This window comes from Peribacillus acanthi (genome assembly GCF_003073175.1).
GTDB lineage: Bacteria > Bacillota > Bacilli > Bacillales > DSM-1321 > Bacillus_BN > Bacillus_BN acanthi.
This window is the reverse complement of sequence record NZ_QBBX01000007.1, coordinates 123,888-148,297: the sequence shown is the minus strand read 5'-3', so window position 1 is coordinate 148,297 and position 24,410 is coordinate 123,888. Positions and strand designations below refer to the sequence as shown.

Annotated in this window: 25 protein-coding genes; 7 read left to right on the top strand and 18 right to left on the bottom strand. The window is 36.4% G+C overall.

Annotated features, from left to right (window positions below; translation table 11 throughout):
- Window positions 1-124: 124 nt before the first annotated feature.
- Both DBX25_RS09225 and DBX25_RS09220 read right to left on the bottom strand, forming a co-directional pair.
- On the bottom strand, window positions 125-964 hold the full coding sequence (locus tag DBX25_RS09225) for a YihY/virulence factor BrkB family protein (protein WP_240620226.1): 840 nt from the start codon (window positions 962-964) through the stop codon (window positions 125-127).
- A 28-nt stretch (window positions 965-992) separates the two neighbouring features.
- A complete protein-coding gene (locus DBX25_RS09220) occupies window positions 993-1,427 on the bottom strand; it encodes a hypothetical protein (RefSeq protein ID WP_108670492.1) in 435 nt (144 codons plus the stop codon).
- 239 nt (window positions 1,428-1,666) lie between these two features.
- On the opposite strand from DBX25_RS09220, the gene DBX25_RS09215 reads away from it, so the two are divergent.
- Window positions 1,667-3,028: an alanine/glycine:cation symporter family protein gene (locus DBX25_RS09215; protein WP_205685199.1), complete on the top strand. Its 1,362-nt coding sequence runs from the start codon at window positions 1,667-1,669 to the stop codon at window positions 3,026-3,028.
- 83 nt (window positions 3,029-3,111) lie between these two features.
- On the top strand, window positions 3,112-3,333 hold the full coding sequence (locus DBX25_RS09210; protein ID WP_108670491.1) for a DUF1128 domain-containing protein: 222 nt from the start codon (window positions 3,112-3,114) through the stop codon (window positions 3,331-3,333).
- Between the two features lie 21 nt (window positions 3,334-3,354).
- On the opposite strand, the gene DBX25_RS09205 is transcribed toward DBX25_RS09210, so the two are convergent.
- From DBX25_RS09205 to DBX25_RS09190, 4 genes are all read right to left on the bottom strand, one after another.
- Window positions 3,355-4,365 (bottom strand): HD-GYP domain-containing protein, encoded by a 1,011-nt coding sequence (locus tag DBX25_RS09205; RefSeq protein WP_108670490.1) that lies wholly within the window; start codon window positions 4,363-4,365, stop codon window positions 3,355-3,357.
- 255 nt (window positions 4,366-4,620) lie between these two features.
- A complete protein-coding gene (locus DBX25_RS20830) occupies window positions 4,621-4,779 on the bottom strand; it encodes a hypothetical protein (protein WP_170110126.1) in 159 nt (52 codons plus the stop codon).
- 153 nt (window positions 4,780-4,932) lie between these two features.
- Entirely contained in the window at window positions 4,933-5,679 is a 747-nt protein-coding gene (gene map, locus DBX25_RS09195) for a type I methionyl aminopeptidase (protein WP_108670488.1), read from the bottom strand.
- A gap of 204 nt (window positions 5,680-5,883) precedes the next feature.
- Window positions 5,884-6,402 (bottom strand): type 1 glutamine amidotransferase domain-containing protein, encoded by a 519-nt coding sequence (locus DBX25_RS09190; RefSeq protein ID WP_108670487.1) that lies wholly within the window; start codon window positions 6,400-6,402, stop codon window positions 5,884-5,886.
- A gap of 171 nt (window positions 6,403-6,573) precedes the next feature.
- Between DBX25_RS09190 and DBX25_RS09185 the strand changes: the two genes are divergently transcribed.
- Window positions 6,574-6,972 (top strand): thiol-disulfide oxidoreductase DCC family protein, encoded by a 399-nt coding sequence (locus DBX25_RS09185; RefSeq protein ID WP_108670486.1) that lies wholly within the window; start codon window positions 6,574-6,576, stop codon window positions 6,970-6,972.
- A 300-nt stretch (window positions 6,973-7,272) separates the two neighbouring features.
- On the opposite strand, the gene motB is transcribed toward DBX25_RS09185, so the two are convergent.
- The 3 genes from motB to DBX25_RS09170 form a co-directional block, all read right to left on the bottom strand.
- Window positions 7,273-8,049 carry a flagellar motor protein MotB gene (motB, locus tag DBX25_RS09180; protein ID WP_108670485.1) on the bottom strand — a complete coding sequence of 259 codons (777 nt, stop codon included), beginning with the start codon at window positions 8,047-8,049 and terminating at the stop codon, window positions 7,273-7,275.
- Complete coding sequence (gene motA / locus DBX25_RS09175) at window positions 8,042-8,833, bottom strand: flagellar motor stator protein MotA (RefSeq protein WP_108670484.1); 792 nt, start codon at window positions 8,831-8,833, stop codon at window positions 8,042-8,044. The genes motB and motA overlap by 8 nt, the downstream gene beginning before the upstream one ends.
- A 196-nt stretch (window positions 8,834-9,029) precedes the next feature.
- The gene (locus DBX25_RS09170; protein WP_108670483.1) at window positions 9,030-9,401 is read right to left on the bottom strand and encodes a DnaJ family domain-containing protein; all 372 of its coding nucleotides are present in this window, start codon (window positions 9,399-9,401) and stop codon (window positions 9,030-9,032) included.
- A gap of 311 nt (window positions 9,402-9,712) precedes the next feature.
- Between DBX25_RS09170 and DBX25_RS09165 the strand changes: the two genes are divergently transcribed.
- The gene (locus tag DBX25_RS09165; RefSeq protein ID WP_108670482.1) at window positions 9,713-10,162 is read left to right on the top strand and encodes a C40 family peptidase; all 450 of its coding nucleotides are present in this window, start codon (window positions 9,713-9,715) and stop codon (window positions 10,160-10,162) included.
- 139 nt (window positions 10,163-10,301) lie between these two features.
- On the top strand, window positions 10,302-10,469 hold the full coding sequence (locus DBX25_RS20825) for a hypothetical protein (RefSeq protein ID WP_170110125.1): 168 nt from the start codon (window positions 10,302-10,304) through the stop codon (window positions 10,467-10,469).
- A gap of 97 nt (window positions 10,470-10,566) precedes the next feature.
- Here the strand turns inward: DBX25_RS20825 and DBX25_RS09160 are convergent, their stop codons facing one another.
- On the bottom strand, window positions 10,567-12,210 hold the full coding sequence (locus DBX25_RS09160) for a M20/M25/M40 family metallo-hydrolase (protein WP_157950927.1): 1,644 nt from the start codon (window positions 12,208-12,210) through the stop codon (window positions 10,567-10,569).
- Between the two features lie 415 nt (window positions 12,211-12,625).
- Here DBX25_RS09160 and DBX25_RS09155 point away from each other — a divergent pair, with 415 nt between their 5' ends.
- Both DBX25_RS09155 and mreBH read left to right on the top strand, forming a co-directional pair.
- Window positions 12,626-13,909, top strand: a complete 1,284-nt coding sequence (locus DBX25_RS09155) for an MDR family MFS transporter (protein WP_108670480.1) — start codon at window positions 12,626-12,628, stop codon at window positions 13,907-13,909.
- A 128-nt stretch (window positions 13,910-14,037) separates the two neighbouring features.
- Window positions 14,038-15,045, top strand: a complete 1,008-nt coding sequence (mreBH, locus tag DBX25_RS09150) for a rod-share determining protein MreBH (protein WP_108670479.1) — start codon at window positions 14,038-14,040, stop codon at window positions 15,043-15,045.
- A 392-nt stretch (window positions 15,046-15,437) separates the two neighbouring features.
- Here mreBH and fabG read toward each other — a convergent pair whose 3' ends face one another.
- From fabG to DBX25_RS09110, 8 genes are all read right to left on the bottom strand, one after another.
- Window positions 15,438-16,178, bottom strand: a complete 741-nt coding sequence (gene fabG, locus DBX25_RS09145; RefSeq protein WP_108670478.1) for a 3-oxoacyl-ACP reductase FabG — start codon at window positions 16,176-16,178, stop codon at window positions 15,438-15,440.
- A 163-nt stretch (window positions 16,179-16,341) separates the two neighbouring features.
- Entirely contained in the window at window positions 16,342-17,088 is a 747-nt protein-coding gene (locus DBX25_RS09140) for a response regulator transcription factor (RefSeq protein ID WP_108670477.1), read from the bottom strand.
- A 93-nt stretch (window positions 17,089-17,181) separates the two neighbouring features.
- Window positions 17,182-18,201 carry an ABC transporter ATP-binding protein gene (locus DBX25_RS09135; protein ID WP_240620225.1) on the bottom strand — a complete coding sequence of 340 codons (1,020 nt, stop codon included), beginning with the start codon at window positions 18,199-18,201 and terminating at the stop codon, window positions 17,182-17,184.
- A 5-nt stretch (window positions 18,202-18,206) separates the two neighbouring features.
- Window positions 18,207-19,208: an ABC transporter ATP-binding protein gene (locus DBX25_RS09130; protein WP_108670476.1), complete on the bottom strand. Its 1,002-nt coding sequence runs from the start codon at window positions 19,206-19,208 to the stop codon at window positions 18,207-18,209.
- Window positions 19,209-19,223: 15 nt separating this feature from the next.
- A complete protein-coding gene (opp4C, locus tag DBX25_RS09125) occupies window positions 19,224-20,141 on the bottom strand; it encodes an oligopeptide ABC transporter permease (RefSeq protein ID WP_108670475.1) in 918 nt (305 codons plus the stop codon).
- A 14-nt stretch (window positions 20,142-20,155) separates the two neighbouring features.
- A complete protein-coding gene (locus DBX25_RS09120; protein ID WP_108670474.1) occupies window positions 20,156-21,118 on the bottom strand; it encodes an ABC transporter permease in 963 nt (320 codons plus the stop codon).
- Window positions 21,119-21,278: 160 nt separating this feature from the next.
- Entirely contained in the window at window positions 21,279-22,886 is a 1,608-nt protein-coding gene (locus tag DBX25_RS09115) for a peptide-binding protein (protein WP_108670473.1), read from the bottom strand.
- Window positions 22,887-22,902: 16 nt separating this feature from the next.
- Window positions 22,903-24,153, bottom strand: coding sequence for an S-layer homology domain-containing protein (locus DBX25_RS09110; protein ID WP_108670472.1), 1,251 nt, complete (start codon window positions 24,151-24,153; stop codon window positions 22,903-22,905).
- Window positions 24,154-24,410 lie beyond the last annotated feature (257 nt).

Genomic DNA, 24,410 nt, shown 5'->3' with positions numbered 1-24,410 from the left:
TGCCACCGTCTTTTTTCGTCTTCTTAGTCATCCTTGTTCTCTCCTTCAAAAAAGAAAAATGGACACCTTTTTGGTATCCATTGTAGTTTGTGTAGTGAACAAAGTTTTATGAAGGGTAATATTGTCATCCGCAGGTTGGGTCTTTCTTTTCACTCACCATCGCATTAATTTCTCCACCTAAAATGATGATGTGAGCCGTTAAATAAAACCAAATCATGAGGACGATAATTCCCCCTATACTCCCGTATGTAGATGTGTAGTTACCGAAATTCGATACATAATAAGAAAATGCATAAGATACCAGAATCCACCCTATTGTAGCAAATAAAGTTCCTGGAACGACACTCAAACATTTTAATTTTATATTTGGTGCAATCCAATATAGGACTAAAAATACGATAAATAATATGATAGAGCTTAATAGCCATCTAATGGTTCCCCATATTTGAAGAAATTCATCTGAAAATCCAAATTGAGCAAAAATTAAACTACCGATTTGTTTTCCAAACACCGGTAGTAGTAATGCGATAACAAAAACGAAAATCATACCAATTGTCAAAACAATACTTAACCCTCTTGAGACAATAAAGGAACGATTTTCTTTCACATCATAGGCTCTGTTAAATGCTTTAATGATGGAGTTAATTCCATTCGAAGCTGTCCACAATGTTGCAATAACCCCAAAAGAAAGAAGCCTTCCATTTTGTTTCATAATTTCAGCAACGTTCGTTTCAATAAGTTTCATCGATTCTTCTGGGGCATAGTCTCTAATAAAAGAAAGTATATCCTCTTGGTGGATAGGTAAATAGGGCAATAAAGTTACTAAAAAGATAAGAAGTGGAAATATGGATAATAGAAAGAAAAAGGCTAGTTGGGCCGCCCAGCCTGAAACATCATCACCTTTAATCCTTTCATACAGTTCAAAAACAAAGGATTTGGTCATCCATTCTTTCTTTACACCCATACTGCCACCTCGAAACAATTAAATAGATTTATGATTTTAAGACTGTATTTCTATAATGGTGTGCTTGATTTTGTCTTGTTTCAATCCTGTCCAAGTCATTGTCATCATGTGATGTAAAAGCTTCTTTGGTTTCTTTTACCATACTCGCTACTTGAGGAGGAACATCTTTCATTTCTTCTACTTTTTGAGAAATAAAAGCTACATCATCCGAAATTTGTTGAATCGTTTTTCTGATGGTTCCAGATGTTTCCTTTATACGATCAAAAAAGTCATTCGGATTTTTAATAAATGCTTGAATATCTTTCGAATATTGTTTTGTACCCGTTACAACCGAAGTCCGAGTATCTCGACTCATTAGGCTCATTGCAGCACCTGCCAAAGCTCCGAGCATAATTCCTTGAAACAATCTATTTTTTCTTGTCCCCATGTGTTGATATGAATATTCTCCACGATATTGATTCATGACAATTTCCTCCTCATTAATATGCTTGTTTGTATGTATGATTCCCTTTTTGCATTTCCATGAAACATAGCTTTTACTTAATGACTTCAAACTATGATGACCTAGAACTTAAGTGGGAATTTTTTATAATCTTTTAAAAGTTACTTTCATCATTTATAAAATCATGTTATATTTTCAGAATATTCTTTTATGCAGCTTTGAATTTTCATAAATACATAATCATCCAAGGGGGCATAGGTATGAATTTCCAAGAGTTTTTAGCAACAGTAAGTGCTTGGGTTTGGGGTCCACCAGTTCTCATCTTAATCGTAGGTGCAGGCCTTTTCTTAACCATTCGAATTGGCTTTTTACAATTCCGATTACTTCCATATTCCTTGAAACTTGCTTTTAGTAAGAGCCAGGATAAATCATCTGAAGGCGATATCTCTCATTTTCAAGCATTAATGACTGCACTAGCTGCGACGGTTGGTACTGGTAATATTGCTGGAGTTGCCACTGCTGTAGTGATGGGGGGACCTGGAGCAGTTTTTTGGATGTGGATTACTGCCTTGGTAGGGATGGCAACTAAATATGCAGAGGCTGTACTTGCAGTTAAGTATCGTGTAGTCAATGAAAAAGGCGAGATGTCTGGCGGTCCCATGTATTACTTAGAAAAAGGGCTTGGTCAAAAGTGGCTCGGAGTTCTATTCGCACTTTTTGGTTCCATCGCAGCCTTTGGAATAGGTAACATGGTTCAATCAAACTCGGTTGCTGAGGTCGTTGAAGTAACTTTTTCGATACCGACTTGGATTACAGGGATTATTTTAACCATTTTCACCGCTCTTGTACTTTTGGGTGGTATTAAAAGCATAGGAAAAGTAACTTCATTCTTTGTTCCAATCATGGCATTATTTTATTTAATTGCCGGCCTTATTGTGATGGTTATGAATGCTGGTTTAATACCAGATGCAATTGCCTTAATCTTAAGTGATGCTTTCACCGGTGAAGCAGTTGCGGGAGGAGCTATTGGAGCAGTGATTCGTTATGGAGTGGCAAGAGGAGTATTTTCCAACGAGGCTGGTTTGGGATCAGCGCCAATTGCAGCTGCTGCAGCTAAAACGGATTTACCTGGTAGACAAGCTCTTGTTTCCATGACACAAGTATTTATAGATACTATTATTATTTGCTCGATTACAGGTATAACGCTTGTCATGGGTGGTTTATACGACAGTGGTTTAAAAGGTGCTGAGTTAACGTCAGAAACTTTTACAAAATTTTTAGGATCAAGTGGATCGTACGTTGTAGCCATTGGATTACTATTTTTCGCTTCTTCTACTATCATCGGTTGGTCTTATTATGGAGAGAAGTGTTTTACGTATTTGTTTAAAGAAAAAAGCGCCATTTTTTACCGTATCGTATTTGTCGCTTTCGTATTCGTAGGGGCTATCAGTAGCTTACAAACCGTATGGAACATTGCTGATATTATGAATGCATTAATGGCTATACCAAACCTTATAGGTTTATTAGGTCTATCGGGTGTTGTAGCTTTAGAAACAAGGAAGATCATAGAAAAGATTCGCGAAGAAAAGGAACAGGGTTTAGAGAGAGATATCGGGATGTAAGATGGAAAGAGGTAGTTACCATGATTGACAAGAAAATGAGTCCTATGAAATGATAGCAATATCATAAGGAAAGAAGGCTGATCATGGATTTAACAAAGAACACTCCAGAAAATGTAGAATATATGGTAAATGCGATTAAGGACAAGCTTCGCATGATGAATATTGGTGCGGTAAAATCTTCACACTTTAATGTGGAAATGTATGAGGATTTGAAGTTTCTTTATGATTTAGTCATGAAGAAAAATAGCTTTAGCCCAAGTGAAATGGAAGCAATCGCTGAAGAATTAGGTAATTTGAAGAAGTAAAAAATAGAGGGCGTTGGCCCTCTATTTTTCTTTTTTTTCCTCTAAATATTTTTCCTCATCAACTAGAACTTCTGAAACTAATAAAGTTGGATGATCGGCCAATGAGAGATTCACTTGTGAACCCACTATTCGTATATCAGGTCGTTGTGGATTTTTATGAACTTTTGTGACAATCGCTTGTTCCCCTGTATTCAATCTAATTTGTGTACCAGGTGGATACAATGGTACTTCCCTAACAAAAAGTTGCACCAAATCCTCTCTAAAATAAGATCCGGATTTTGTCATGATATATTCGATAACTTCATGTGGAGCATACCCTTGGTTTGAAATCATATTTTCGAAAGCATCAGCTATGGCACAAATTTGAGCATATTCTTGAATTTGAGCTCCATTGATTCCCCTAGGATAGCCACTGCCATCTACTCTTTCATGATGTTGATAAGCAACATGAGCAGATAAAAGGCTCACTTCCCTAATTTTTCTCAATATCTCAAAGCCAGCTTGAGCATGTCCTTCACCTTCAGTCTCTACCTTTCCAACATCATGAAGTAAAGCTCCAAGAGCTAAATCCTTCACTTGTAGTTGGTTTAAACCCTTTTTCTTTCCTAATTGGGTAGATAGTAATGCCACATTTACAGCATGTGCATAATCTCTTAATTCTTCAGCTAGAAAAGTGGTAGGAACGAGTACGACTGCCCCACGATTGTAAACTTCTAAGACAAGTTTCTTCACAGTCTCTTGCAACTCTCTAAAAGGAAGAGCACTCTTCTTTTTTGCCGCTTCGAAAGTTTGTTGCACAATCTGGATTGCTTCCATCCATGTAGGCATATCTATCATTTCTTCCATAGTAATTCCCTTTGAAATGGCATCTTCTACGAATAAATATCGAATATCCATCTGTCCTAATCGTTTTAAAAACGTTGGATGAATAGATCGACCTTCCGCTAGTAATACTCTTTTATACTTATCGAATATCGGTCTAGCAAGTTCCATCGTCTGTGGGCGATATTCATCTAAGCTAATCAACCTCATGTTATTACTCCTTTTTAGCTGTTCAAATTGTCAAGTTTTCAAGAATAAAGTGTAAATTCTTAAAAATTACAATTAGTTCTCGTTTGTCATTGGAATTGAATATATAGTTTTATTTGTAGTTAGAATTACATAGTTTATTTTACCACACATAATAAATCCCAGAATCGGGTAATCTTGTTATTTTCTGAAACAAATTTATTTATATATAAGTAAAGGCAGCCAGTAATTCCTGGCTGCCTACCTCAATCTATATCATTAACCATTTTCTTCGTTTTTGTCATCTTGCTCATCATTTACTTCACCGTCGTCGACACCATTATCCTGGTCAACTCCGTCACCACAACCTGCCAAACCTGCTACTGTTAAACCTACTGCAAATCCACTAGCCATTAATTTCTTTTTCCATGATTTCATAATTTGTTCCTCCTCGTAGTTAAGAAAAATATGATTTATTTCGATGTTGTGTTGATCAACTTGTTCTATAAATACCCGCGAGGAACAAATGCAAACCAAAAAAGAAACAAAATGACGCAAATGAGCCGAAAGACCTAACTATTCAACTGTTCCCTATTGATCTGTTAAGATTATAGTTCCTTCTTTCGTTATGGCAATCGTATGTTCATATTGAGCAGAATACTTACCATCAGCTGTTCTAGCAGTCCAACCATTGTTATCACGTTTTGACTGGTACACTCCTACATTCACCATAGGTTCAATCGTAAACACCATACCTTCTTTTAATCTTGTGCCACGATTTGGTAATCCATAATGAGGAACATCAGGCTTTTCATGAATACTAGCACCAATTCCATGACCAATAAAGTCTCTTACAACTGAAAAACCTTCACTTTCTACATAACTTTGGATAGCATAGCCAATGTCACCAATTCGATTTCCAGCTTTGGCCTGTTCTATACCTCGATATAAGGATTCTTTTGTTACGGCCAATAGTTTCTCCGTCTGTCTAGTCACCTCACCTACCGCATACGACCAAGCTGAATCAGCCAAAGCTCCATTATAATTAACTACCATGTCAATAGTGACAATATCTCCATCCTTTAATGGAGTTTTTCTAGGGAAACCGTGACAGATTTCATCGTTGATACTAGCACATGTGGCATATTCGTATCCTTTATAGCCTTTTTGCTCAGGTTTTGCATCATGTTTTCTCAAAAATTCATCAACAAATACCTCAATATCCCATGAGGATACACCAGGACGAATCAGATTTGCTATTTCTCTATGACAAGCAGCTAGAATTTTTCCTGCTTCATGCATCGATTTTATTTCACGTTCTGATTTTAATACGATCATTTCTCCACCCTTTTCTTAACTTCAATTAATAATCATTGTACTCAAAAACCCCTACGATTAGAAATAAAACAATATTTTCATTATGTACTTTAGAAAATGTAATGAAATCATCCTCCCTGTCTAGAAGGAAAAGTATGTAGAATAAGTGAATAGAAGTTCTAAACCCATATAAAAAAGCCCTAACAAAGGGCTTTTTACTAATCATTATTTACTTAACAGTTTTAATGATTCTCTGTTAAACGCTGGAATATCCTTAGGCTGTCTACTAGTAACAAGCTGATTGCCGCAAACCATTACTTCTTTATCTTGAAATTTGGCACCAGCATATTCCATGTCTACCTTGATGGATTTGTAACCAGTGGCATCGCGACCTTCTAAGGTTTTTGCAGTGATTAATAATTGTGGTCCATGGCATATTGCAAAAACTGGCTTCTTATCATCCATAAAGGTTTTCGCGAATGCTACAAAACGATCATCTTCTCTTAATAAGTCTGGTGAAAACCCTCCTGGAATAAACAACGCATCAAAATCTTCAGGTTTAACGTCATTAATACTTTCGTCTATTGTAACCTTAGCTTTACCTTGTTTACCTTGTACAGATTTTCCTTTTTCATTTTCAATTGTTACTACAGTATGACCTGCCTCTGTAAAAGCATTTGATGGTTCCGTGAACTCTACATCTTCAAACATAGAAGTAATTAAACATGCAATTTTTTTTCCCATAACAACATCTCCTTACCTAAATAGTTTACGTTTCTAATAGTTCCCTTCTGAATAGAAACTAAACTAGATGTTGAGAGTAGTTACATAACTTAGATAAGTTAATCAAACGTTTGATTAACTATTTTATTGATCCTTGTAATAAAATAGTGTTGTAGAAGGGGGATTTTCACAATGGATCATATTGTTCTGTTTGATGGTGATTGTGTAGTTTGCAATCGTAGTATTCAATTTATACTTCGACATGAAAAGGGAAATGTATTTTCTTTTGCATCGATTGACAGTCCGATTGGCAAACATCTTATGGAATACTATGGAATACCCTCAAATTTAGACAGTGTTTTATTAATAGAGCACGGAAAATTTCATAGTAAATCTACTGCTGCTTTAAGAATTTGTAAATATCTTAAACAGCCTTGGACTCTATTATTTTTATTTTCTATCATTCCTAAGACCATTCGAGACATATTTTATTCCTTCATCGCAAAAAATCGGTATAAATGGTTTGGAAAAAATGACTCTTGTCTATGGATTACCCCTGAACTAAGAAAGAAGTTTTTACATGATTTATGAAAAAATTTTGAACATTTCATGACAATTCATTGAACTATCGTCATATAATATCCTTATATTAAAGAAATAAATCGAAATTTCATTTTTTTAGGGGGTTAGTAATATGACGGTGCTTCATATTATAAATTATGTACTTCCGATTGGCTGTATGGTCGCTTTAGGGTTCTGGTTAGATCATCTCTGTAAACCGAATAAAGAACCAATTGAGCAGCAGACCGATTAAATTCTATTACTATCAATTAATTTTAATTTTCCCAACAAAAAAACGGTGACTTTTAAAATAAGCCACCGTTTTTAAATTTATTTATTGATAATTTCTGCTCTAGGCATAATTAATATCTCAACACGACGATTTTTTGCTTTTCCAGAGGGTGTATTGTTGGAAGCTACTGGACTAAACTCCCCATATCCCTTTGCGCTAAACCATTCTGGCTCGAGCTTCGGATTTTCCAATAATATCTTCATAAAGTTAACTGCACGCATGACGCTCAAATCCCAGTTTGAATCATATCTAGCCGTATTAATTGGAACATTGTCTGTATGCCCACTAATCACAATACTTCTAGGAGGGTCCATTACAAGCAATTCAGCAATTTCTAGTGCCACCGCTTTATCCCTACTCCTTACGTCTGCACTTCCAGATTCAAATAATACGTTGTCACGAATGGTGACAAGTAGTCCTTCACCACTTAATTTTGTACCAAGTTTTGTTGTTAAATTATTTTTTTCGATATATTCATTTACTCTCTTTTGGACTTCGGCTAACTCTTGTCGTTCTTCTTCACCTAGCCCGCCTGTTCCATTGTCATCCCCTATCAAACCTTTTTGCTCTCTGGTAGTGGACGTAGGATCTCCTTCAGGATTAGGACTTGGAAATTCGAATACACCAGTCCCACCTGAAAAAATATCATTAAATGCTTTAGAAAGCTGTTGAAATTTCACTGCATCTACTGAACTCATTGCAAACAACACAATAAATAATGCAAGTAATAGCGTCAATAAGTCCGCATAGGGAATTAGCCAAGATTCATCCATATGTTCTTCATGATCTTTATGCTTCTTTCGTCGTCTACTCATCCTGCTTCAAGCCACCTTCAAGCCATAATTTTCGCTCTTCTGCAGGAAGATAGGATGTGAGCTTTTGTTCAATGGTTCTTGGGGCTTCTCCTTCAATAATGGAAAGGATGCCTTCAATCATCATATTTTTAATTCGTACCTCTTGCTTTGATTTTCGTTTAAGTTTATTTGCAAATGGATGCCATAAAACGTAACCCGAATAAATCCCCAGCAAAGTAGCAATGAATGCAGCAGAAATTGCTTTTCCTAGTTCAGTGGTATTGTCCATATTATTAAGTGCTGCAATCAAACCAATTACAGCTCCTAATACCCCTAACGTTGGTGCATACGTACCTGCTTGGGTAAATATTGCAGCACCAGATTGATGTCTTTCCTCCATAGCATCAATTTCTTCCGATAATATATCACGGATGTAATCGGCACTTTGTCCCTCTACTGCTAAATTCAGACCATTTCTTAAAAATGGATCTTCCACTTTTTCCGAAATGCTTTCTAACGCTAATAGACCTTCTTTCCGAGCAGTAACCGCCCATTCTGAAAACGTCTTAATTAGCTCTTCCGGCTTCACTAATTGGCGCTCTGTGAAGATAATTTTAAATAGCTTTGGGACTCTTTTAATTTCTGAAGTAGGAAATGCGGTAACTACTGCTGCTACGGTTCCTACAAGAATTATCAAAATTGCGGCAGGGTTAATTAAATTAACCGGGCTTACTCCTTTAAACCACATCCCGATGCCTACTGCAAGGAATCCTAATATCAATCCTATCAATGATGTTCTATCCACAAAAGTCACCTATCTTTACTTAATATACTGCTTTTTATATCGACATTTGTGAATGAAAATGAATGACTTTTTTCATATTTATATCAGAAAACTTACAAACTCCTGGCATAAGCGTTGGCGCTTGCCTAGTTCCACTTATACTTTAATGCCAAGATCGGCCACGGCGTCACTTTACACTTTGCTCCAAATTAATATTTTAGTCTAGCAATCTATCCTGAAGTTTCTTTTCATACTGTTTGAAAACAGCAGAATTCTCGTTCTTCCTTTTATCGATAAATTGATGGAATTGTAATAGCTTTTCGTTTAGCTTATTTTTAAGATTTTCCTTTTCTTTTGCATCTTTCGTTTTCTCGATTAAATCCTCTATCTGCAAAAGTTCATTCCTTGCGAATTTCTCATCCATCATTCCTGCATTCTTCATGATTTTATAAGCCATCCTCAACTCTGGAGGAATGGAAGAGAGATCTTCTAGATTCAAAGGCTTTCCTTTACCAGGTAAGTTATCAAACTCCCCCTCATTCATCGCCCTTTTTATTTTATCCTCAGCTACAAGATGAAATATATCCATAAATCATCACTCCTTTTTAAAATATCAAGTTATTTCTATATTAAATATGACCCATTCATTTTCCTTTTTAATAGATTGTTTCATTATGAAAGATTTATGAAAAAATGACTTAACTCCCATATAAATAAAAAAATTATCCATAACTAAAGGCCTGTTTTATCTCTTTTTTGTTACATTACAATTCAGACTTCGACAATTTTTGTAATATTCATGTAACAATTCTTAATAGACTTGTAACCAAAAATAGGTTTAGAGTTTGATATAGTAGATTTATCAAATGAAAGTTCTCTTTCAAGCTGCTGGAGGATCCAATGAAAAAAGTATTATTGGCAACTGTGTTAATGCTAACAATTTTAATAGGTTTTATGGCTCCTTCTAACATCGCTGAAGCAGCTTATTCACCAGATAAAATAGTTAGTGAAGGAAAAAAATACATAGGAACTAAATACAAATTTGGTGGAACTACTCCAAAAGGCTTCGATTGCTCTGGATTCCTTGGTTATACTTTCAAAAAAGCTACAGGAAAAACTCTTCCACGTACTGCTGCAGGAATTTACACAAAAGGTAAAGCAGTATCTAAATCAAAACTACAAAAAGGCGATTTAGTCTTTTTCACTACATATAAAAAAGGTGCTTCTCACGCAGGCATCTATATTGGCAATAATCAGTTCATCCATGCTTCTTCTTCAAAAGGAGTAAGCATTGCATCTTTAAATAACTCTTACTGGAAACCAAGATTCATTGGTGCTAAAAGATTATAAATAAAACATTGAACAGACAGTTGATATAACTGTCTGTTTTTATTTGTCTAAAAATTGATCCTTCATATACATATTATTCCCTGCATGAAAAAAAAGATTAAAGAAAAAATAGGATTAATGCATGTAAAGGAGTGAAAATATGGGACGCGGTAAACATTTCGACCATAAGAAAAAAAGCCATCCTGGAAACTTACCTGAAAACAGTACAGTAGATGGCAAAGAACATAACAGACAATACGAACAAGTAGAAGACATCGTCACACACGAAGCATTCAAAAACCGTGTAAAAGAAGACAGTATGCCATAGGAAAAGAAGTAGTGTCTTCAGTCTTCACTTAACACTGCAAAATGTGATGTGAAAAAGGGTGACTAATAGCTCCTGCTTATGAATCACCCTTTCCTACTTATTCCTCTTTAAAAACCTTATATACAGCATGCTTCAAAAGCTTAGGAGCAACTTCGAATGAGTAAGGTACATGGAGTCTTTCTGTCCTCTTATGCGCGTCCTTCCCAAACGGCCCAAGGTTAATGGTTGGAATGTCTAATGCTTTTATTTTATCTAAAGGCAATAAATATTTTCTGCCATACAGTGGCATTTCATTCTCTAACGTAGTAATGTCTCCTTCTCCTCCAACCAGTCTGCAGTAGCTGACATCTGACAAACCAGCAAAATAGTTCAGTTGTTTTAGGTCTTCGTTGAATTCGTTTCGAGCATATTGGATGACCGACTGAGATAAATCTTTAATTTTGTCTTCTCTTCGGTCTCCCTTAGATAGTGAAACATGCGGATAATAAGGTGGAGCTAACATTACTAAATAGAAAGGAGCTAGGTCGTTGAAATAATGGCTAACTCCTTCCGCAATTGAAACAGTCAGTCTTCGTAAATCAAATTGTGGATCAGTTTCTTTTTCTAAGATGGCATTTATTTCAGACACAAATTGATCGCCGTAACGTTCCACCCCTATCGCATATAACTCTGAATAGGTAAATACTTTAGGTTTTAACGCCGAAAAATCTCTTTTACTGAGATTTCCCGTTTTTATATATGCCTTTTGTATTCGTTGATGAATGAGATTACTGCTATTTTCAGCTACTTTTTTAATTTTTTCTAGTATTTCCTCTGGAGAGTGCGTCAAAGTTAACACGTTATATAAAACATAAGCACTCGTAGGTGTTTGTACATTATAAAGTTGCTTTAAATCTTCTAGCTTTAAACAAGTCGGCAAAGGTACTTTTTCACCATATTTTTCTTCGATAAACAACTCATTTAATTCCATTTCATTAGTGAAAGATGAGGCCATCCACGAAGCATTTACACCTTCTAATGGTTCCCCAACGTGCGTTTCTTTTCCTTTACAATATACAAGTGGAAGCAACTTTCCTACTGATCCCAAATATACATACTTATTTCTGTCACCTGGATAGCTGGCAAAGTTGGGTTCTGAACAAATACAAACTTCATAATCCAACCTATGCTTCTCTTTCAATGAAGTCAATAATTCCACACCGGCAAACATCCCCTCAGAGTTCCGTTCCTCATCAGGAACAGCTAACAGGACGATATTCCCTTCCCAACCAGCCGAGCACGCTTCTGAAATTAATCCGATATGTAAGGCAAGACCCGCTTTCATATCCATTATGCCTCTGGCAAATACCCAATCATCTGATAATAGATCTTCTTTAGCATCCATTGGGATTTCTTCAGATTTTAATAATTGCGTGTATTCATCAGGTAAAAATGCGAATTCTTTCAAATGACCATAATCTTCAACATCTACGACATCGAAATGACTCAATAACACTATGGTCTTGTCTGTTTTATTTGATGACTTATAGAGAGCTGCGATAGCACTTCTTCCCAAAGTATCTCCTTTAATTTTTTCCTCTATAATAGAATCAGGTTTTTCTGAAAAGTAAGGGATATCCGTTATAATGTTTCTTATTTCCTTAACCATTTGATTTTCCCCTACTGTCCCGGAAATGCTAGCTACTTTTACAAGCCTCTTTACTATTGAAAGTAAATCTTGTTTGTTATTCCAATGTTTCATATTCATACTCCTGTTACTAGGTGTTACCTATAGTGTGAAGACTCTATGATATTTTTTCAATATTTTTTTTTTAAGAGTGAAAACTAGGTGATTTATATATGTATGAGCTTTAACTTACCTTGTTTTACACCAAAATATCTCATAGTATGACAAAAAAACTTTAACATATTTTCAATCAATCGTTTGATTGAAAATATAATTTACATTGAATCCTTAAGCTTTGAGCCCTCATTACTAGCGCAAAAAAAATCGAATATTGTCCGGGAAATGTCGATAATTAAACTTATATTTATACAATACAGAACCCAAATCTAAACCAATTCAACACTCTCCAAAATAATTATTTCATTGTTCTAATAATAAAAATAATTGTATGATGAAAATTAAGTCCATGTAATGGTTAGGAGAATCACTTATGAAATTACGTAACTGGGATCGAAATTTAAAAATCCGTTTAGGTGGCGAAGCCCTGGTCAATATAACTTTTTGGATGTTCTTTCCTTTTTTAACGATTTTTTTCTCGGAAGCCTTCGGAAAAACAACAGCAGGTCTCCTACTTATTTTTTCACAAATCTTTTCAGTAATTGCTAACCTACTAGGGGGATATTGCGCGGATAGATATGGAAGAAAAAAAATGATGGTCCTTTCCTCTACAGGTCAGGGCTTGGCTTTTTTCGTTTTCGCTTACGCTTCCTCACCGTGGATGGATTCACCCACTCTCGCATTCATTTGTTTTAGTCTTGTAAGCGTCTGTGGGTCATTATACTGGCCAGCAAGCCAAGCAATGGTTGCGGATGTTGTAGATGAAAAAGATCGAAGCAGCGTTTTTGCAGTATTCTATACCAGCATTAATATTGCAGTGGTCGTCGGTCCGATCATAGGAGGATTATTTTATGCAGAACACCGTTTTGAACTCTTGTTTCTAGCAGGTATTATGAATGCTATATTAGCGTTGATTTTGCAGAAGAAAATTGAAGAAACGGCACCACAGTTAGTTGGAAATCAAATGTCCGAAGGAAGCTCAAAAACTGGGATGGAATTTCTGTTCGATCAAATGAAAACATATAAAATCATTATTCAAGATAAGGTGTTTTTATTGTTTATCCTGGCTGGAATCATTGGCGGAATGACTTTTATGCAATTAGATTTGTTATTCCCAGTCTATACTAAAGAGGTTATCCATAACCAGACACTAATTTCTATAGGCAACTGGGAGATGAAAATAGGTGGTGAACAGGCATTTGGATTATTAATATCCGAAAATGGATTGCTAGTTGCCATCTTTACAATCGCCGTTACTAAATGGATGAGTGTATACAAGGAAAGGAATGTGTTTATAGTTTCGTCTATTATTTATGGTTTTTCTATGCTTGTGGCTGCTGCTTCTCAATGGATTTGGGGTCTAATTCTCGCAATGGCTTTATTTACATTAGGAGAATTGATGACAGTGGGTATCCAGCAAGGATTCATCTCTAAAATCGCTCCTGAGCATATGAGAGGGCAATATTTCGCGGCAGCGAGTCTTCGTTTTACTATCGGTAGAATGATTGCGCCGATTGCCATCCCGATGAGTGCTTGGTTTGGGAATAGCGCCACTTTTATCATATTATTTCTATTCTGTATAATTAGTGCTTTGCTTTACTATTTAATGTACTCCATTCACGAGAAAAGGAATTATTCAGCCTCTATTTCTCCATGATTCTTATATAGCCAATCTTTGGATTTGACACAAGCCCAATATTTACCACTAATTACGACCCCCACAAAACGTTCTTTTTGTGTAGAATGCTCTTATGGGGGTCAAACCGATTGAAGGGGTGACTATTAATGTTTTCAAATACAGAGATAGGTATTGATTTAGGAACTGCAAATACATTAGTATATAGCAAAAATAAAGGAATAGTTCTAAATGAGCCATCCGTTGTGGCTATTGATACCGAAACAAAGAATGTTCTTGCCGTTGGTCAAGAGGCAAAGGATATGATAGGAAAAACACCAGGAAAAATTGTGGCAGTCCGTCCACTAAAAGATGGCGTAATTGCCGATTTCGATATTACTACACAAATGCTGAAACACATAATGAAGAAGGCAGGTAAAAAAATTGGCCTTTCCATCAGAAAACCAGTAGTAGTCGTTTGTACACCGTCGGGTTCCACTTCTGTTGAAAGAAGGGCTATCCATGATTCAGTAAAAAATTGTGGTGCTAAGCACGTCCATTTAATTGAGGAACCAGTAGCAGCTGCGATTGGTTCTGACTTGCCAGTGGACGAGCCAATTGCGAATGTTATAGTTGATATTGGTGGCGGAACTACAGAAGTAGCCATCATTTCGTTCGGTGGTATCGTTTCTTGTAATTCGATCCGAATTGGTGGAGACCAGTTGGATGAAGATATCATTCAATATGTGAGAAAAAAATACAACCTCCTTATTGGAGAAAGAACTTCCGAACAAATCAAAATGGAGATTGGTCACGCTCCAATTGCACATGAAGAAAGAACTATGGCTGTACGTGGCCGTGACCTTGTATCTGGATTACCAAAAACGGTTGAAATAAAATCGACAGAAATTCAGGATGCTATCAAAGAATCGTTGATGCATATCCTAGAAGCTATCCGTGCAACACTTGAAAATTGCCCACCGGAACTTAGCGGTGATATTGTAGACCAAGGTGTTATCTTGACTGGTGGAGGATCGCTCTTAAATGGGTTACAAGAATGGCTGAGCGAAGTAATCGTTGTTCCTGTTCATATTGCACCTAACCCACTAGAGTCAGTTGCTATAGGAACTGGACGCTCACTAGAGGTTATTCATAAGTTACAAAAGGCAGCAAAATAATTGACTTAAAAAAGGGGGCAGGCTCCTATTCAAATGAATAGGAATCTACTCCCTCTTTTAATGCTTTTTTATCAATTTTTCCTACATGGATTCTCGGTAATTCTGATAAGGGGAGGCGTCATAATCGCCCTTTTATAAAGCCAATCTATCTCTAGCATACGCGTCCCTCCTCACTTCAATAGTTAGTTATACTATAAAAAGCGATAGTTACAGGTGAGTAACAGGTAATTATTCACGTAGATTGCTGTATAGAATTTGTCCGTCGATTTCCCCTTCACCATTTTAGGGCCATCCATGCTTCATATTCCTTATAAGGTAATGAAATTCTATTAATAAAGCTTGAATTTCCCAAATAGAAAAACGCTTAAGTAAGTTCTTAAGCGTCAAAAATTCTACATCATAATTCCACCATCTACATGTAGCACCGTGCCATTCACATAGTTTGATTCATCAGAAGATAAGAATAAATAAGCATTGGCGATATCCTCTGGTTTACCTAACCTTTGAAGAGGAATTGTGCTAGTGAGCTGGTGTATGACTTTTTCCGGTACCGTCTCTACCATCCCCGTTGCTACGAATCCTGGAGCAACCGCATTTACATTGATTCCTTTACGTCCCAGTTCTTTAGCCCATGTTTTTGTCATACCAATCAAGCCAGCTTTTGCCGCAGCATAATTTGTTTGACCGACATTTCCATAAACTCCTGAAACGGAAGAAGTATTGATGATTTTTCCTCTTCCTTGATCAATCATTGCTGGAACTACTGCCTGTGTACAATGAAATACACCTGTTAAATTGACATCCAATACTTTTTGGAAATCATCAACGCTTAGCTTTGTCAGCATGGCATCGCGGGTAATCCCCGCATTATTTATCAAAATGTCAATTTTACCAAACCTTTGTAAAACCCTCTCAACCATGCTATCGACACTTGCACGGTCTGCTACATTCACTTGAAAAAAAGCTACGTTCTTTCTATATTCCTGCAATGATGAAAGTCTTTCAGATCCATTTGCTTCGTCAAAATCTGCTATTGCTACGGAAGCACCTTCACGAAGGAATACTTGAACCGCTTCCCAGCCAATCCCATTCGCTCCCCCTGTTATGATTGCTACTTTATCATTTAATCTCATAGTACTTGTTCTCCGTTTCTTGTAAAAAATTTGTGATTGAAGTTACTAATTGTACAAAGGTCGAGTTACAGAGTAGTTACAAAATATCTAGCAATATAAAAAGGTGACTTAAAAGGTCATATTAACGATCTTCAAAGTCACCCATTTATGTAAGAAAAGATTCCTATAATTCAACGGTTTTAAACACTAATTTCTGTTGATTGTTTTTTGGTGGATTATAGACTTTTTTCTTTTCGATTTTATAGCCCACACCCCATACAGTAGAGATTGTGACATCCTGAGTATAGACTTGCATTTTCTTTCGGATTCTATTCAAATGCGTATCAATCATTCTATCATCATGAAGTGTATCATAACCCCAAATTGTCATCATTAATTCTCTACGAGTAACAACTTCTCCGACTTTCTTCAATAATATCCACAATATTGCGAATTCTTTCCTTGTAAATAACACTTCTTCCGAATCGATATATACTTTATAACTGGATTTATTCATTGTGATATTACCAAAGGTATACACGTTTTCCTCTTCTTTGAATTCATCAGAATTCCTGTTTTTCCGTAGATGAATCGTGATTCTGTACATTAATTCACGGAAGCTCATTGGTTTTTGAATAATGTCATCGGCTCCTGCTTCAAAACAATTCACTTTTTCATCTTCGTCGAGATTTTGATACGTGATAAATATCGGCGAACTTGAACTGGGACGAATTTGTTTACATATTTCTAATGCATGCAATTTAGGTATTTCATAACTAATAATTATTATATCCACTTTTTCTTGAATAGCCTTTACCATACCACTTATACCATCTCTACTGTCTAAAACTTCAAAAGAAGTAGAAAAAAACTGATGGTACTGGTCAATAATTAAAGCATTATCCTCTATCACAAGCATTTTCTTGACCATGTAAATCCTCCACTTAACCGAAATTACCTATTAGATATATTCGTGACATAAGGACTATTCACCTTCCAAAAGTCCCGAATATGATAAATTTTTTTAATTAAGTGTGAAATGGCATGCGGCAAAGTGACCTTCACTATGTTCCTTGAATTCTGGTTCAACTTCTTTGCACAATGGTTGAGCCATCGGACATCTAGTATGGAATCGACAACCAGAAGGAGGATTGATCGGGCTTGGTACATCACCTTCAAGAACAATACGATTCTTTTGGTCTCTTAAACTAGGATTAACAATTGGATTTGCTGACATTAGTGCCATAGTATATGGATGCTTTGGATTTTCAAACAACTCATCTACTTCTGCTAACTCCACAAGTTTTCCTAAATACATAACACCCACACGTTTACTAATATGTCTTACAATGTTCAATCCGTGGGATACGAACAAATATGTAAGATTCATTTCTTCTTGAAGTTCTTCTAGAAGGTTGACAATCTGTGCTTGAATCGATACATCAAGTGCAGATACCGCTTCATCCAATACCAAGAATTTAGGATTTAACGCAAGTGCTCTAGCAATTCCTATCCTTTGTCTTTGCCCACCACTGAATTCATGTGGATATCTTCTAATATGATAAGGACTTAGTCCAACAGTTTCCAATAATTCTTGAACACGTTTTTCCCTAGCAGAAGCATCCTTCATTCCGTGAATTTTAAGAACTCTACCTATGATATCGCCAACACTTAATCTAGGATTTAGTGAAGAGTATGGATCTTGGAAAATCAACTGCATATCTTTACGCGTTTGCCTCATTTTTTCATCTGATAGGTCGAAAATATTCTGCCCTTCAAATTCTACAGATCCACTTGTAGCTTCAAGTAAATTCAGCATTACGCGTCCAATAGTGGATTTACCACACCCACTCTCACCAACCAGTCCTAATGTTTCCCCACGATATATATCCAAGTTAACGCCGTCTACTGCTTTAACGTACCCTTGTACACGACCAAGTAAGCCACCTTTAATTGGAAAATGTTTTGTAACATCTCTAGCACTTAATATAACTGAAGACTTCTTTTCAATATCTATTTGAGGCTCTAACATAGTATCCAGCATATCTCTTATGCCTCCCAACGATTAGTATATTTCCAGCAGCGTACTTCTTCTTCATCTGAGATTTTGATAGTCTCAGGCATTTCTCTATGACAAAGTTCTGTTGCATATTCACAACGTGGCGCGAATCGACAGCCTAGTGGTAAATGTAATGGATTTGGAACAACACCCTCAATGGCATATAACTTGCCTTGTTTCTTCTCAGGTGTTGGCATTGATTTTAATAATCCCTCAGTATAAGGATGTCTAGGATTCTCAAATATCGTATATACATCTGCCTGCTCAACAATTTGACCGGAATACATGACTACCACTCGATCAGCCATTTCTGCTACGACTCCTAAGTCGTGGGTAATGAGCATAATAGAAGTATCAAGTTTAGTCTTTAAATCCTTCATTAACTCTAGGATTTGATTCTGGATTGTAACGTCCAACGCAGTAGTAGGTTCGTCTGCAATCAGCAATTCTGGGTTACACGCAAGTGCGATGGCGATCATCACACGCTGTCTCATACCACCACTCAACTCATGAGGAAAGGCGTGAACTCGACGTTCAGCTTCTGGAATCCCTACTAGTTTTAAAAGTTTTATAGATTGTTCTAAAGCTTCTTTCGCATTTAATCCTTGATGAAGAATTAATGATTCAGAGATTTGATCACCAACACGAAACACGGGATTAAGTGATGTCATAGGCTCTTGGAAAATCATCGAGATTTTATTTCCGCGAATTTTTCGCATTTCGTTATCCGACTTCTCTAAAAGGTTTTCACCATCATAATTGATTTCACCATCCACAATTTTTCCTGGAGGTGAAGGAATCAATCTCATGATTGATAAGGAGGTTTGGCTTTTACCACTACCAGATTCCCCAACAATCGCTAACGTTTCACCTTTTTTTATTTTAAAATCTACTCCATCTACTGCAGGCACAACGCCTTCTTCTGTGAAGTAATGAGTTTTTAAATTCTTTACATGTAATAATGTTTTTTTCTCCGTTAATGTTTGGCTCATGGGTCGTCCTCCTCCCTAGTTTTTATTACGTGGATCTAACGCATCACGTAAACCATCACCGATAAAGTTAACTGATAATACAGCAATTAAGATAAATAGACCTGGGAAAATAGCAACCCATGGGTACATCATCAGTGTAGGTAACTCTTGAGCTTGAGTTAGCATATTCCCCCAGCTTGGCGTTGGAGCTTGAATACCCAAACCTAGGAAGCTTAATCCAGCTTCAGCTAGAATGTTACCAGCGATATCTAAAGTTGCGATAACGGTAATGGGAGCGATAGCATTTGGTAAAATATGATAGAAAATAATACTCGGTTTATATTCACCAGTTGCACGTGCTGCTTCAACGAAGTCCCGCTGTTTTAATGTTAAAATCTCACCACGAACGATACGCGACATCCCGGTCCAACCGACAATACTTAAAACAAATACAGTTGTCCAAACAGATGGGATAACTAGAGATGCAATAATTAGTAGCAAGAATAAGGATGGAATGGATTGTATAGCATCTACGATACGCATCATAATGTTATCAACAATTCCTCCAAAATACCCTGCAACTGCTCCGTAAGTTATACCTATTAATAATGTAAAGACCATGGCTGCTAATGCAACTGTTAAGGATACCCTAGTACCTTGTATTACACGACTGAATACGTCCCCACCTAAACTATCTGTTCCAAAGGGATGTTCCAGACTTGGTGGTAAGTTTGAATCCTCAAGAACAAATTCAAACGGATCATGTGGCGTTATTAAAGGAGCAAAAATAGCTAATAAAATTAACATTGAAAAGGTTATAAGTCCAGCTACCGCTAACTTATTCTTTCTGAACCTTTTCCAGACAGCAGCCGATCTTGTTTCAATTTTTCCTTGTTCCTGCCATTGAGTGCTAATGGCATTTTCTTGGTTAGTTACCGTATTTGGAAGACTCATTCTCATTCACCTCTCTAGTTCTTACCATATTGGATTCGTGGATCAACAATTGCATAAAGAATGTCGGCAATTAGGTTTCCAAGTACAACCATCACTCCGGCAAACATTGTAGTTCCCATAATTACTTGATAATCACGAACGAAAATTGCGTTAATTGCTAGACGTCCCATTCCTGGCCATGCAAAGATTTGCTCGATGAAAAGTGCTCCTGCAAATAAACCAGGTAATGATAATCCTAAGATAGTAATAATAGGTAATAATGCATTACGAAGTGCGTGTTTATAAATGACTGTATTTTCAGGAACACCCTTCGCTCTCGCTGTTCTTACATAGTCCTGTTTAATAACTTCAAGCATGCTTGAACGCATAAAACGTGAGTTCGAAGCAATTAATCCAAATGCAAGTACTGATGCTGGTAATACTAAATGTTTAATACGATCCATTAATTCAAATTCATCATAGTTTGACATCATGTCACTAGGAGGGAACCAATCCAGTTTTAATGAGAATACTAGAATTGCCATTAGAGCTAAATAGAAGGAAGGAACCGCAATTCCTATATAGGTAAATGATGTTAAAAAGTTATCAAACCAAGAATATTTTTTAACAGCTGAATATACTCCAATTGGGATAGCAATTAAGAAAGAAAAACCAATTGCTACGCCCATCAAAAGCATTGTGGCTGGAACTCTCTCAAGGATTTTTTCCATAACTGGACGACCATCTTCAAATGAATAACCTAAGTTCCCATCAAGAACAAGTAACTTTAACCAATTAAAGTATTGTATATATAGAGGTTTGTCCAAACCAAGTTTTTCTTCAATAGCAGAAGTATCTACAGCTTCTGCACCTTCACTGCTTCGGTACATATCCAACGGATCACCTGGAGCTATTGTAATTAATAAAAATGAAATGATTGAGATGATTATTAATAGAGGAATGGCTTGAATTGTTCGTCGAATAATATATTTCCACATTGTTTTTCCCCCGCTTTCAAATACAAATATTTTTTCTCTTTTTATAATAAAGAGCCGTAGGGACCAGACGGTCCCTACGGCTAGTTACAAAGTCAGGTCATTTTTTAAGTAATATTCTTGTTAGTTATTAGGCGCTGAATTTGAGGGTCATTCATTACTATTATTTTCTTTTCTTAGCATCTTTCCAGTACCAGTCAATTACATTGAACCAACGGCTGTAAAGTGAGAACTCAACTCCAGCTAAGTCTTTATCCATACCTGCAAAGCCTTTTGGATGGTGAGTCCATAAGCTGTATGCATTTTCGTTAAGGATTTTGTGAAGCTCTTTGTATAAAGCATCACGTTTTGCTTGATTAGGCTCTTTACGGAATGCTTCCATAATTTGGTCCACACGCTTATCTTTAATACGTTGGTTGTTGTTAGCCGGGATTTGGCTTGAATGCCATAATCCGTATTTATCTGGGTTTGTTCCTAAAGTCCAAGCAAGGATGTAAGCATCAATTTCACCAGAATCAATCTTTTCTAGCATGATTGAGAAATCCCAAGAACGAGGTGTAGCTTTCACACCAATTTTCTTCCAATCTTGTTGAGCAACTTTCGAGATTGCTTCACGAACTTTATTACCATTGTTGTAAGAAATTTCAAACTCTAATACTTTACCATTCTTTTCACGGTATCCACTCTTGCCCATTTTCCAGCCAGCATCATCTAATAAAGCATTTGCTTTTTTCACATCGTAAGCGTAAGGCTTAACTGCATGGTTATATGGTGACTCTAATGGATGAATCGGACCACTAGCTACTTTACCATTTTTTAACATGATACGGTCAACAATCGCTTGACGGTTCAGACCGTATTGAAGCGCTTGGCGAACTCTCTTATCAGAGAACTTAGGATCTTCAGTGTTTAATCCGATGAAATCGTAACGACCAGTGTCGTACTTTGTAACTTTTGCATCTTTGTTTTTCGTTACTTGAGCAACCATTTTAGGCTCAACAGACTCAACGAAGTCAACTTGACCTTTTAATAGGTTTACAACCTCTACGTTTGCATCAGGTAAGATTTTCATTGTAATTTCATCTAAGTATGGGCGACCATCCCAGTATTTTGTGTTAGCTTTTACTACGATACGTTGAGCTGTTTTCCACTCTTTGAAAATGAATGGTCCAGAACCTACAGGATTACGGTGGAATTTAGAATCATTGAAATCTTTCACTCCGCCAGGGAATTTGTGCTTTGGTAAGATTGCAGGTCCAGCAGCATATAAGAATAGTGGTGAAGGATCTTTTAAATCAAACACTACAGTATAGTTATCTTTTGCTGTTACTGTGTTAATCATTGAATAAGTACCCTTGTATGGGTTGATAGATTTTGGATCTGTTAACATTTTGAACGTAAACACGACGTCATGAGCTGTTAAAGGCTTGCCATCATGGAACTTTACATCTTTACGAAGATTGAAAATGTATCTTTTTGTGTTGTTCTCAATTTTCCAGCTTGTTGCAAGACTTGGAATAATCTTGTTTTGTTTGTCAGTTGATACTAGACCATCAAACAAGAAACCTTGAATACGGTTAGATACCGCATCACTTGTAGTACCTGGAGTTAAACGAGTAGCGTCCGCGAAACTACTGAATACCATTTTACCTCCAACTTTTTTTGCATCGAATCCTTTACGGTATGCTGCTTCCGCTGGCGATCCAAAGCTAGAAAACATTAGTGCAAAAGCAATCGCAGTTATGAGAAAAACTTTAATCTTCTTAAACAATTTTATTCCCCCTTAATTATTTAGTAGCAGGTGCTGGAGTTGTGTATTTAATAGCTGTAACGTTTCCATTTGCATCAGCTTCGATTGTAGCCGTAACTGCTTCTCCTGGTTTTAATGCATTGAATTCTTGAACCGTTGCTACTTTTCCATCAATAGTAATAGCTACTGTTTCACTTACAGTAAACGTTTCGCTTAATGTAGCGGATAGAGCTACTGTTACTGACGTTCCAGTTGCACTTAATTTTACAGACTTATTTTCAACCTTAGAGATATAAGGATATAGTGCTGTCACTTCATCATTATTAGTGAAAAACACTTGGCCAGAGAATTGTGCTCCAGCTTTTCCAAGCGTATCTAATAATTTAATCGTGAACTCTTCTTTCGGCTTGTTTGGAAGAGCATGAACATAAGCTTCTAAGTTTACTTCCTTAACTAAAGTTCCTATTGTCCACTTAGCGTTACTTAACTTGATTGTGTTTTCCTCTGCATCAAGCAATTCTCCACCATAATAAGCAACAGTACCCTTTTTATTAAGTATTACTGTAGTCGGGCTACCAATCTGAACATCTTCAGTAGTAGCACTTTGCCCACTAATTAGTACAGAAACATTTGGAGCATATCTGTAAGTTTTATATTCAGAACCATTGTTGATTGTAAATCCTGTTTTTGATACAGCAACTACAATCCCACTATCTGTTCTGTAAATACCTTTTGCAGTTATATACTTGTCGAAAGCGATTGCAGCTTGCTCTCTAGTAACTACTGCATCTAGGTCTGTATCAATGTCTAGCACGTCTTTTCTCACTAGATAGAATAAGTAGTCAATTGGACGGTTTGTCCATGATTTCTTAAGACCTAATCCTTGTGCTAAGAACTTACCCATTTCTGCATTCGTTACACCTTTAGATAATTTCACAGAACCTTTATCTAGAGTTAGATAACCATGGTTCACCATTTTCAGGGCGTTAGTGTATGCAGCATTCTTTTGAGACAAGTCCTTAAATACAATTTTTTTATTCCCGGTGTTTAGCGCCATGACCTGATTTACCATGTAAGTAAATTCAGCTCTAGTTAATTCACCTTCTGGATCAAACATATCTCCAGGGTTTTTCATTACACCTAATGCAACCAGCTTATTGATGGCTGACTCACTAGATAAACCAGTGGTGTCCATAAACTCTACTGCAAACGCAGGGGTAGCACTAACGGCACCAAAGGCTAGAGAGCAAGATAAAGCTCCTGCTACAAGAAACTTACGAAATTTCATTTTTTGTTTCCCCTCTCTTGATTAACTTCATTTTTAAAGACTGATGTGGATTAAAATTTTTTTGTATGTATCTGCTCTGCCCCCCTAAAAATTCACTTTCATTCGAAAATTTTAGAAAAGATAAAACTTTCGAAATGTTTAAATTACATATTCTAATTTCTATGTTTTTTCACCTTCTCTCAATTCTTGCGAAATAGTAACAAATTGTTAAAAAAAGATTCAATTTTCAAATTAGCGCAAATATTTTGTTAGAAATT

Bases quoted from the DNA above. Each gene is read 5' to 3' on its own strand.
- opp4C (WP_108670475.1), bottom strand. From the start codon at position 20,141: ATGAGTCTTCCAAATACGGTAACTAACCAAGAAAATGCCATTAGCACT.
- DBX25_RS20830 (WP_170110126.1), bottom strand. From the start codon at position 4,779: ATGAAATCATGGAAAAAGAAATTAATGGCTAGTGGATTTGCAGTAGGT.
- DBX25_RS09210 (WP_108670491.1), top strand. From the start codon at position 3,112: ATGGATTTAACAAAGAACACTCCAGAAAATGTAGAATATATGGTAAAT.
- DBX25_RS09130 (WP_108670476.1), bottom strand. From the start codon at position 19,208: ATGAGCCAAACATTAACGGAGAAAAAAACATTATTACATGTAAAGAAT.
- DBX25_RS09215 (WP_205685199.1), top strand. From the start codon at position 1,667: ATGAATTTCCAAGAGTTTTTAGCAACAGTAAGTGCTTGGGTTTGGGGT.
- DBX25_RS09165 (WP_108670482.1), top strand. From the start codon at position 9,713: ATGAAAAAAGTATTATTGGCAACTGTGTTAATGCTAACAATTTTAATA.
- DBX25_RS09225 (WP_240620226.1), bottom strand. From the start codon at position 964: ATGGGTGTAAAGAAAGAATGGATGACCAAATCCTTTGTTTTTGAACTG.
- mreBH (WP_108670479.1), top strand. From the start codon at position 14,038: ATGTTTTCAAATACAGAGATAGGTATTGATTTAGGAACTGCAAATACA.
- DBX25_RS09205 (WP_108670490.1), bottom strand. From the start codon at position 4,365: ATGAGGTTGATTAGCTTAGATGAATATCGCCCACAGACGATGGAACTT.
- DBX25_RS09135 (WP_240620225.1), bottom strand. From the start codon at position 18,201: ATGCTGGATACTATGTTAGAGCCTCAAATAGATATTGAAAAGAAGTCT.
- fabG (WP_108670478.1), bottom strand. From the start codon at position 16,178: ATGAGATTAAATGATAAAGTAGCAATCATAACAGGGGGAGCGAATGGG.
- DBX25_RS09220 (WP_108670492.1), bottom strand. From the start codon at position 1,427: ATGAATCAATATCGTGGAGAATATTCATATCAACACATGGGGACAAGA.
- DBX25_RS09140 (WP_108670477.1), bottom strand. From the start codon at position 17,088: ATGGTCAAGAAAATGCTTGTGATAGAGGATAATGCTTTAATTATTGAC.
- DBX25_RS09170 (WP_108670483.1), bottom strand. From the start codon at position 9,401: ATGGATATATTTCATCTTGTAGCTGAGGATAAAATAAAAAGGGCGATG.
- motB (WP_108670485.1), bottom strand. From the start codon at position 8,049: ATGAGTAGACGACGAAAGAAGCATAAAGATCATGAAGAACATATGGAT.
- map (WP_108670488.1), bottom strand. From the start codon at position 5,679: ATGATCGTATTAAAATCAGAACGTGAAATAAAATCGATGCATGAAGCA.
- DBX25_RS09120 (WP_108670474.1), bottom strand. From the start codon at position 21,118: ATGTGGAAATATATTATTCGACGAACAATTCAAGCCATTCCTCTATTA.
- DBX25_RS09110 (WP_108670472.1), bottom strand. From the start codon at position 24,153: ATGAAATTTCGTAAGTTTCTTGTAGCAGGAGCTTTATCTTGCTCTCTA.
- DBX25_RS09160 (WP_157950927.1), bottom strand. From the start codon at position 12,210: ATGAAACATTGGAATAACAAACAAGATTTACTTTCAATAGTAAAGAGG.
- DBX25_RS09190 (WP_108670487.1), bottom strand. From the start codon at position 6,402: ATGGGAAAAAAAATTGCATGTTTAATTACTTCTATGTTTGAAGATGTA.
- DBX25_RS09185 (WP_108670486.1), top strand. From the start codon at position 6,574: ATGGATCATATTGTTCTGTTTGATGGTGATTGTGTAGTTTGCAATCGT.
- DBX25_RS20825 (WP_170110125.1), top strand. From the start codon at position 10,302: ATGGGACGCGGTAAACATTTCGACCATAAGAAAAAAAGCCATCCTGGA.
- DBX25_RS09155 (WP_108670480.1), top strand. From the start codon at position 12,626: ATGAAATTACGTAACTGGGATCGAAATTTAAAAATCCGTTTAGGTGGC.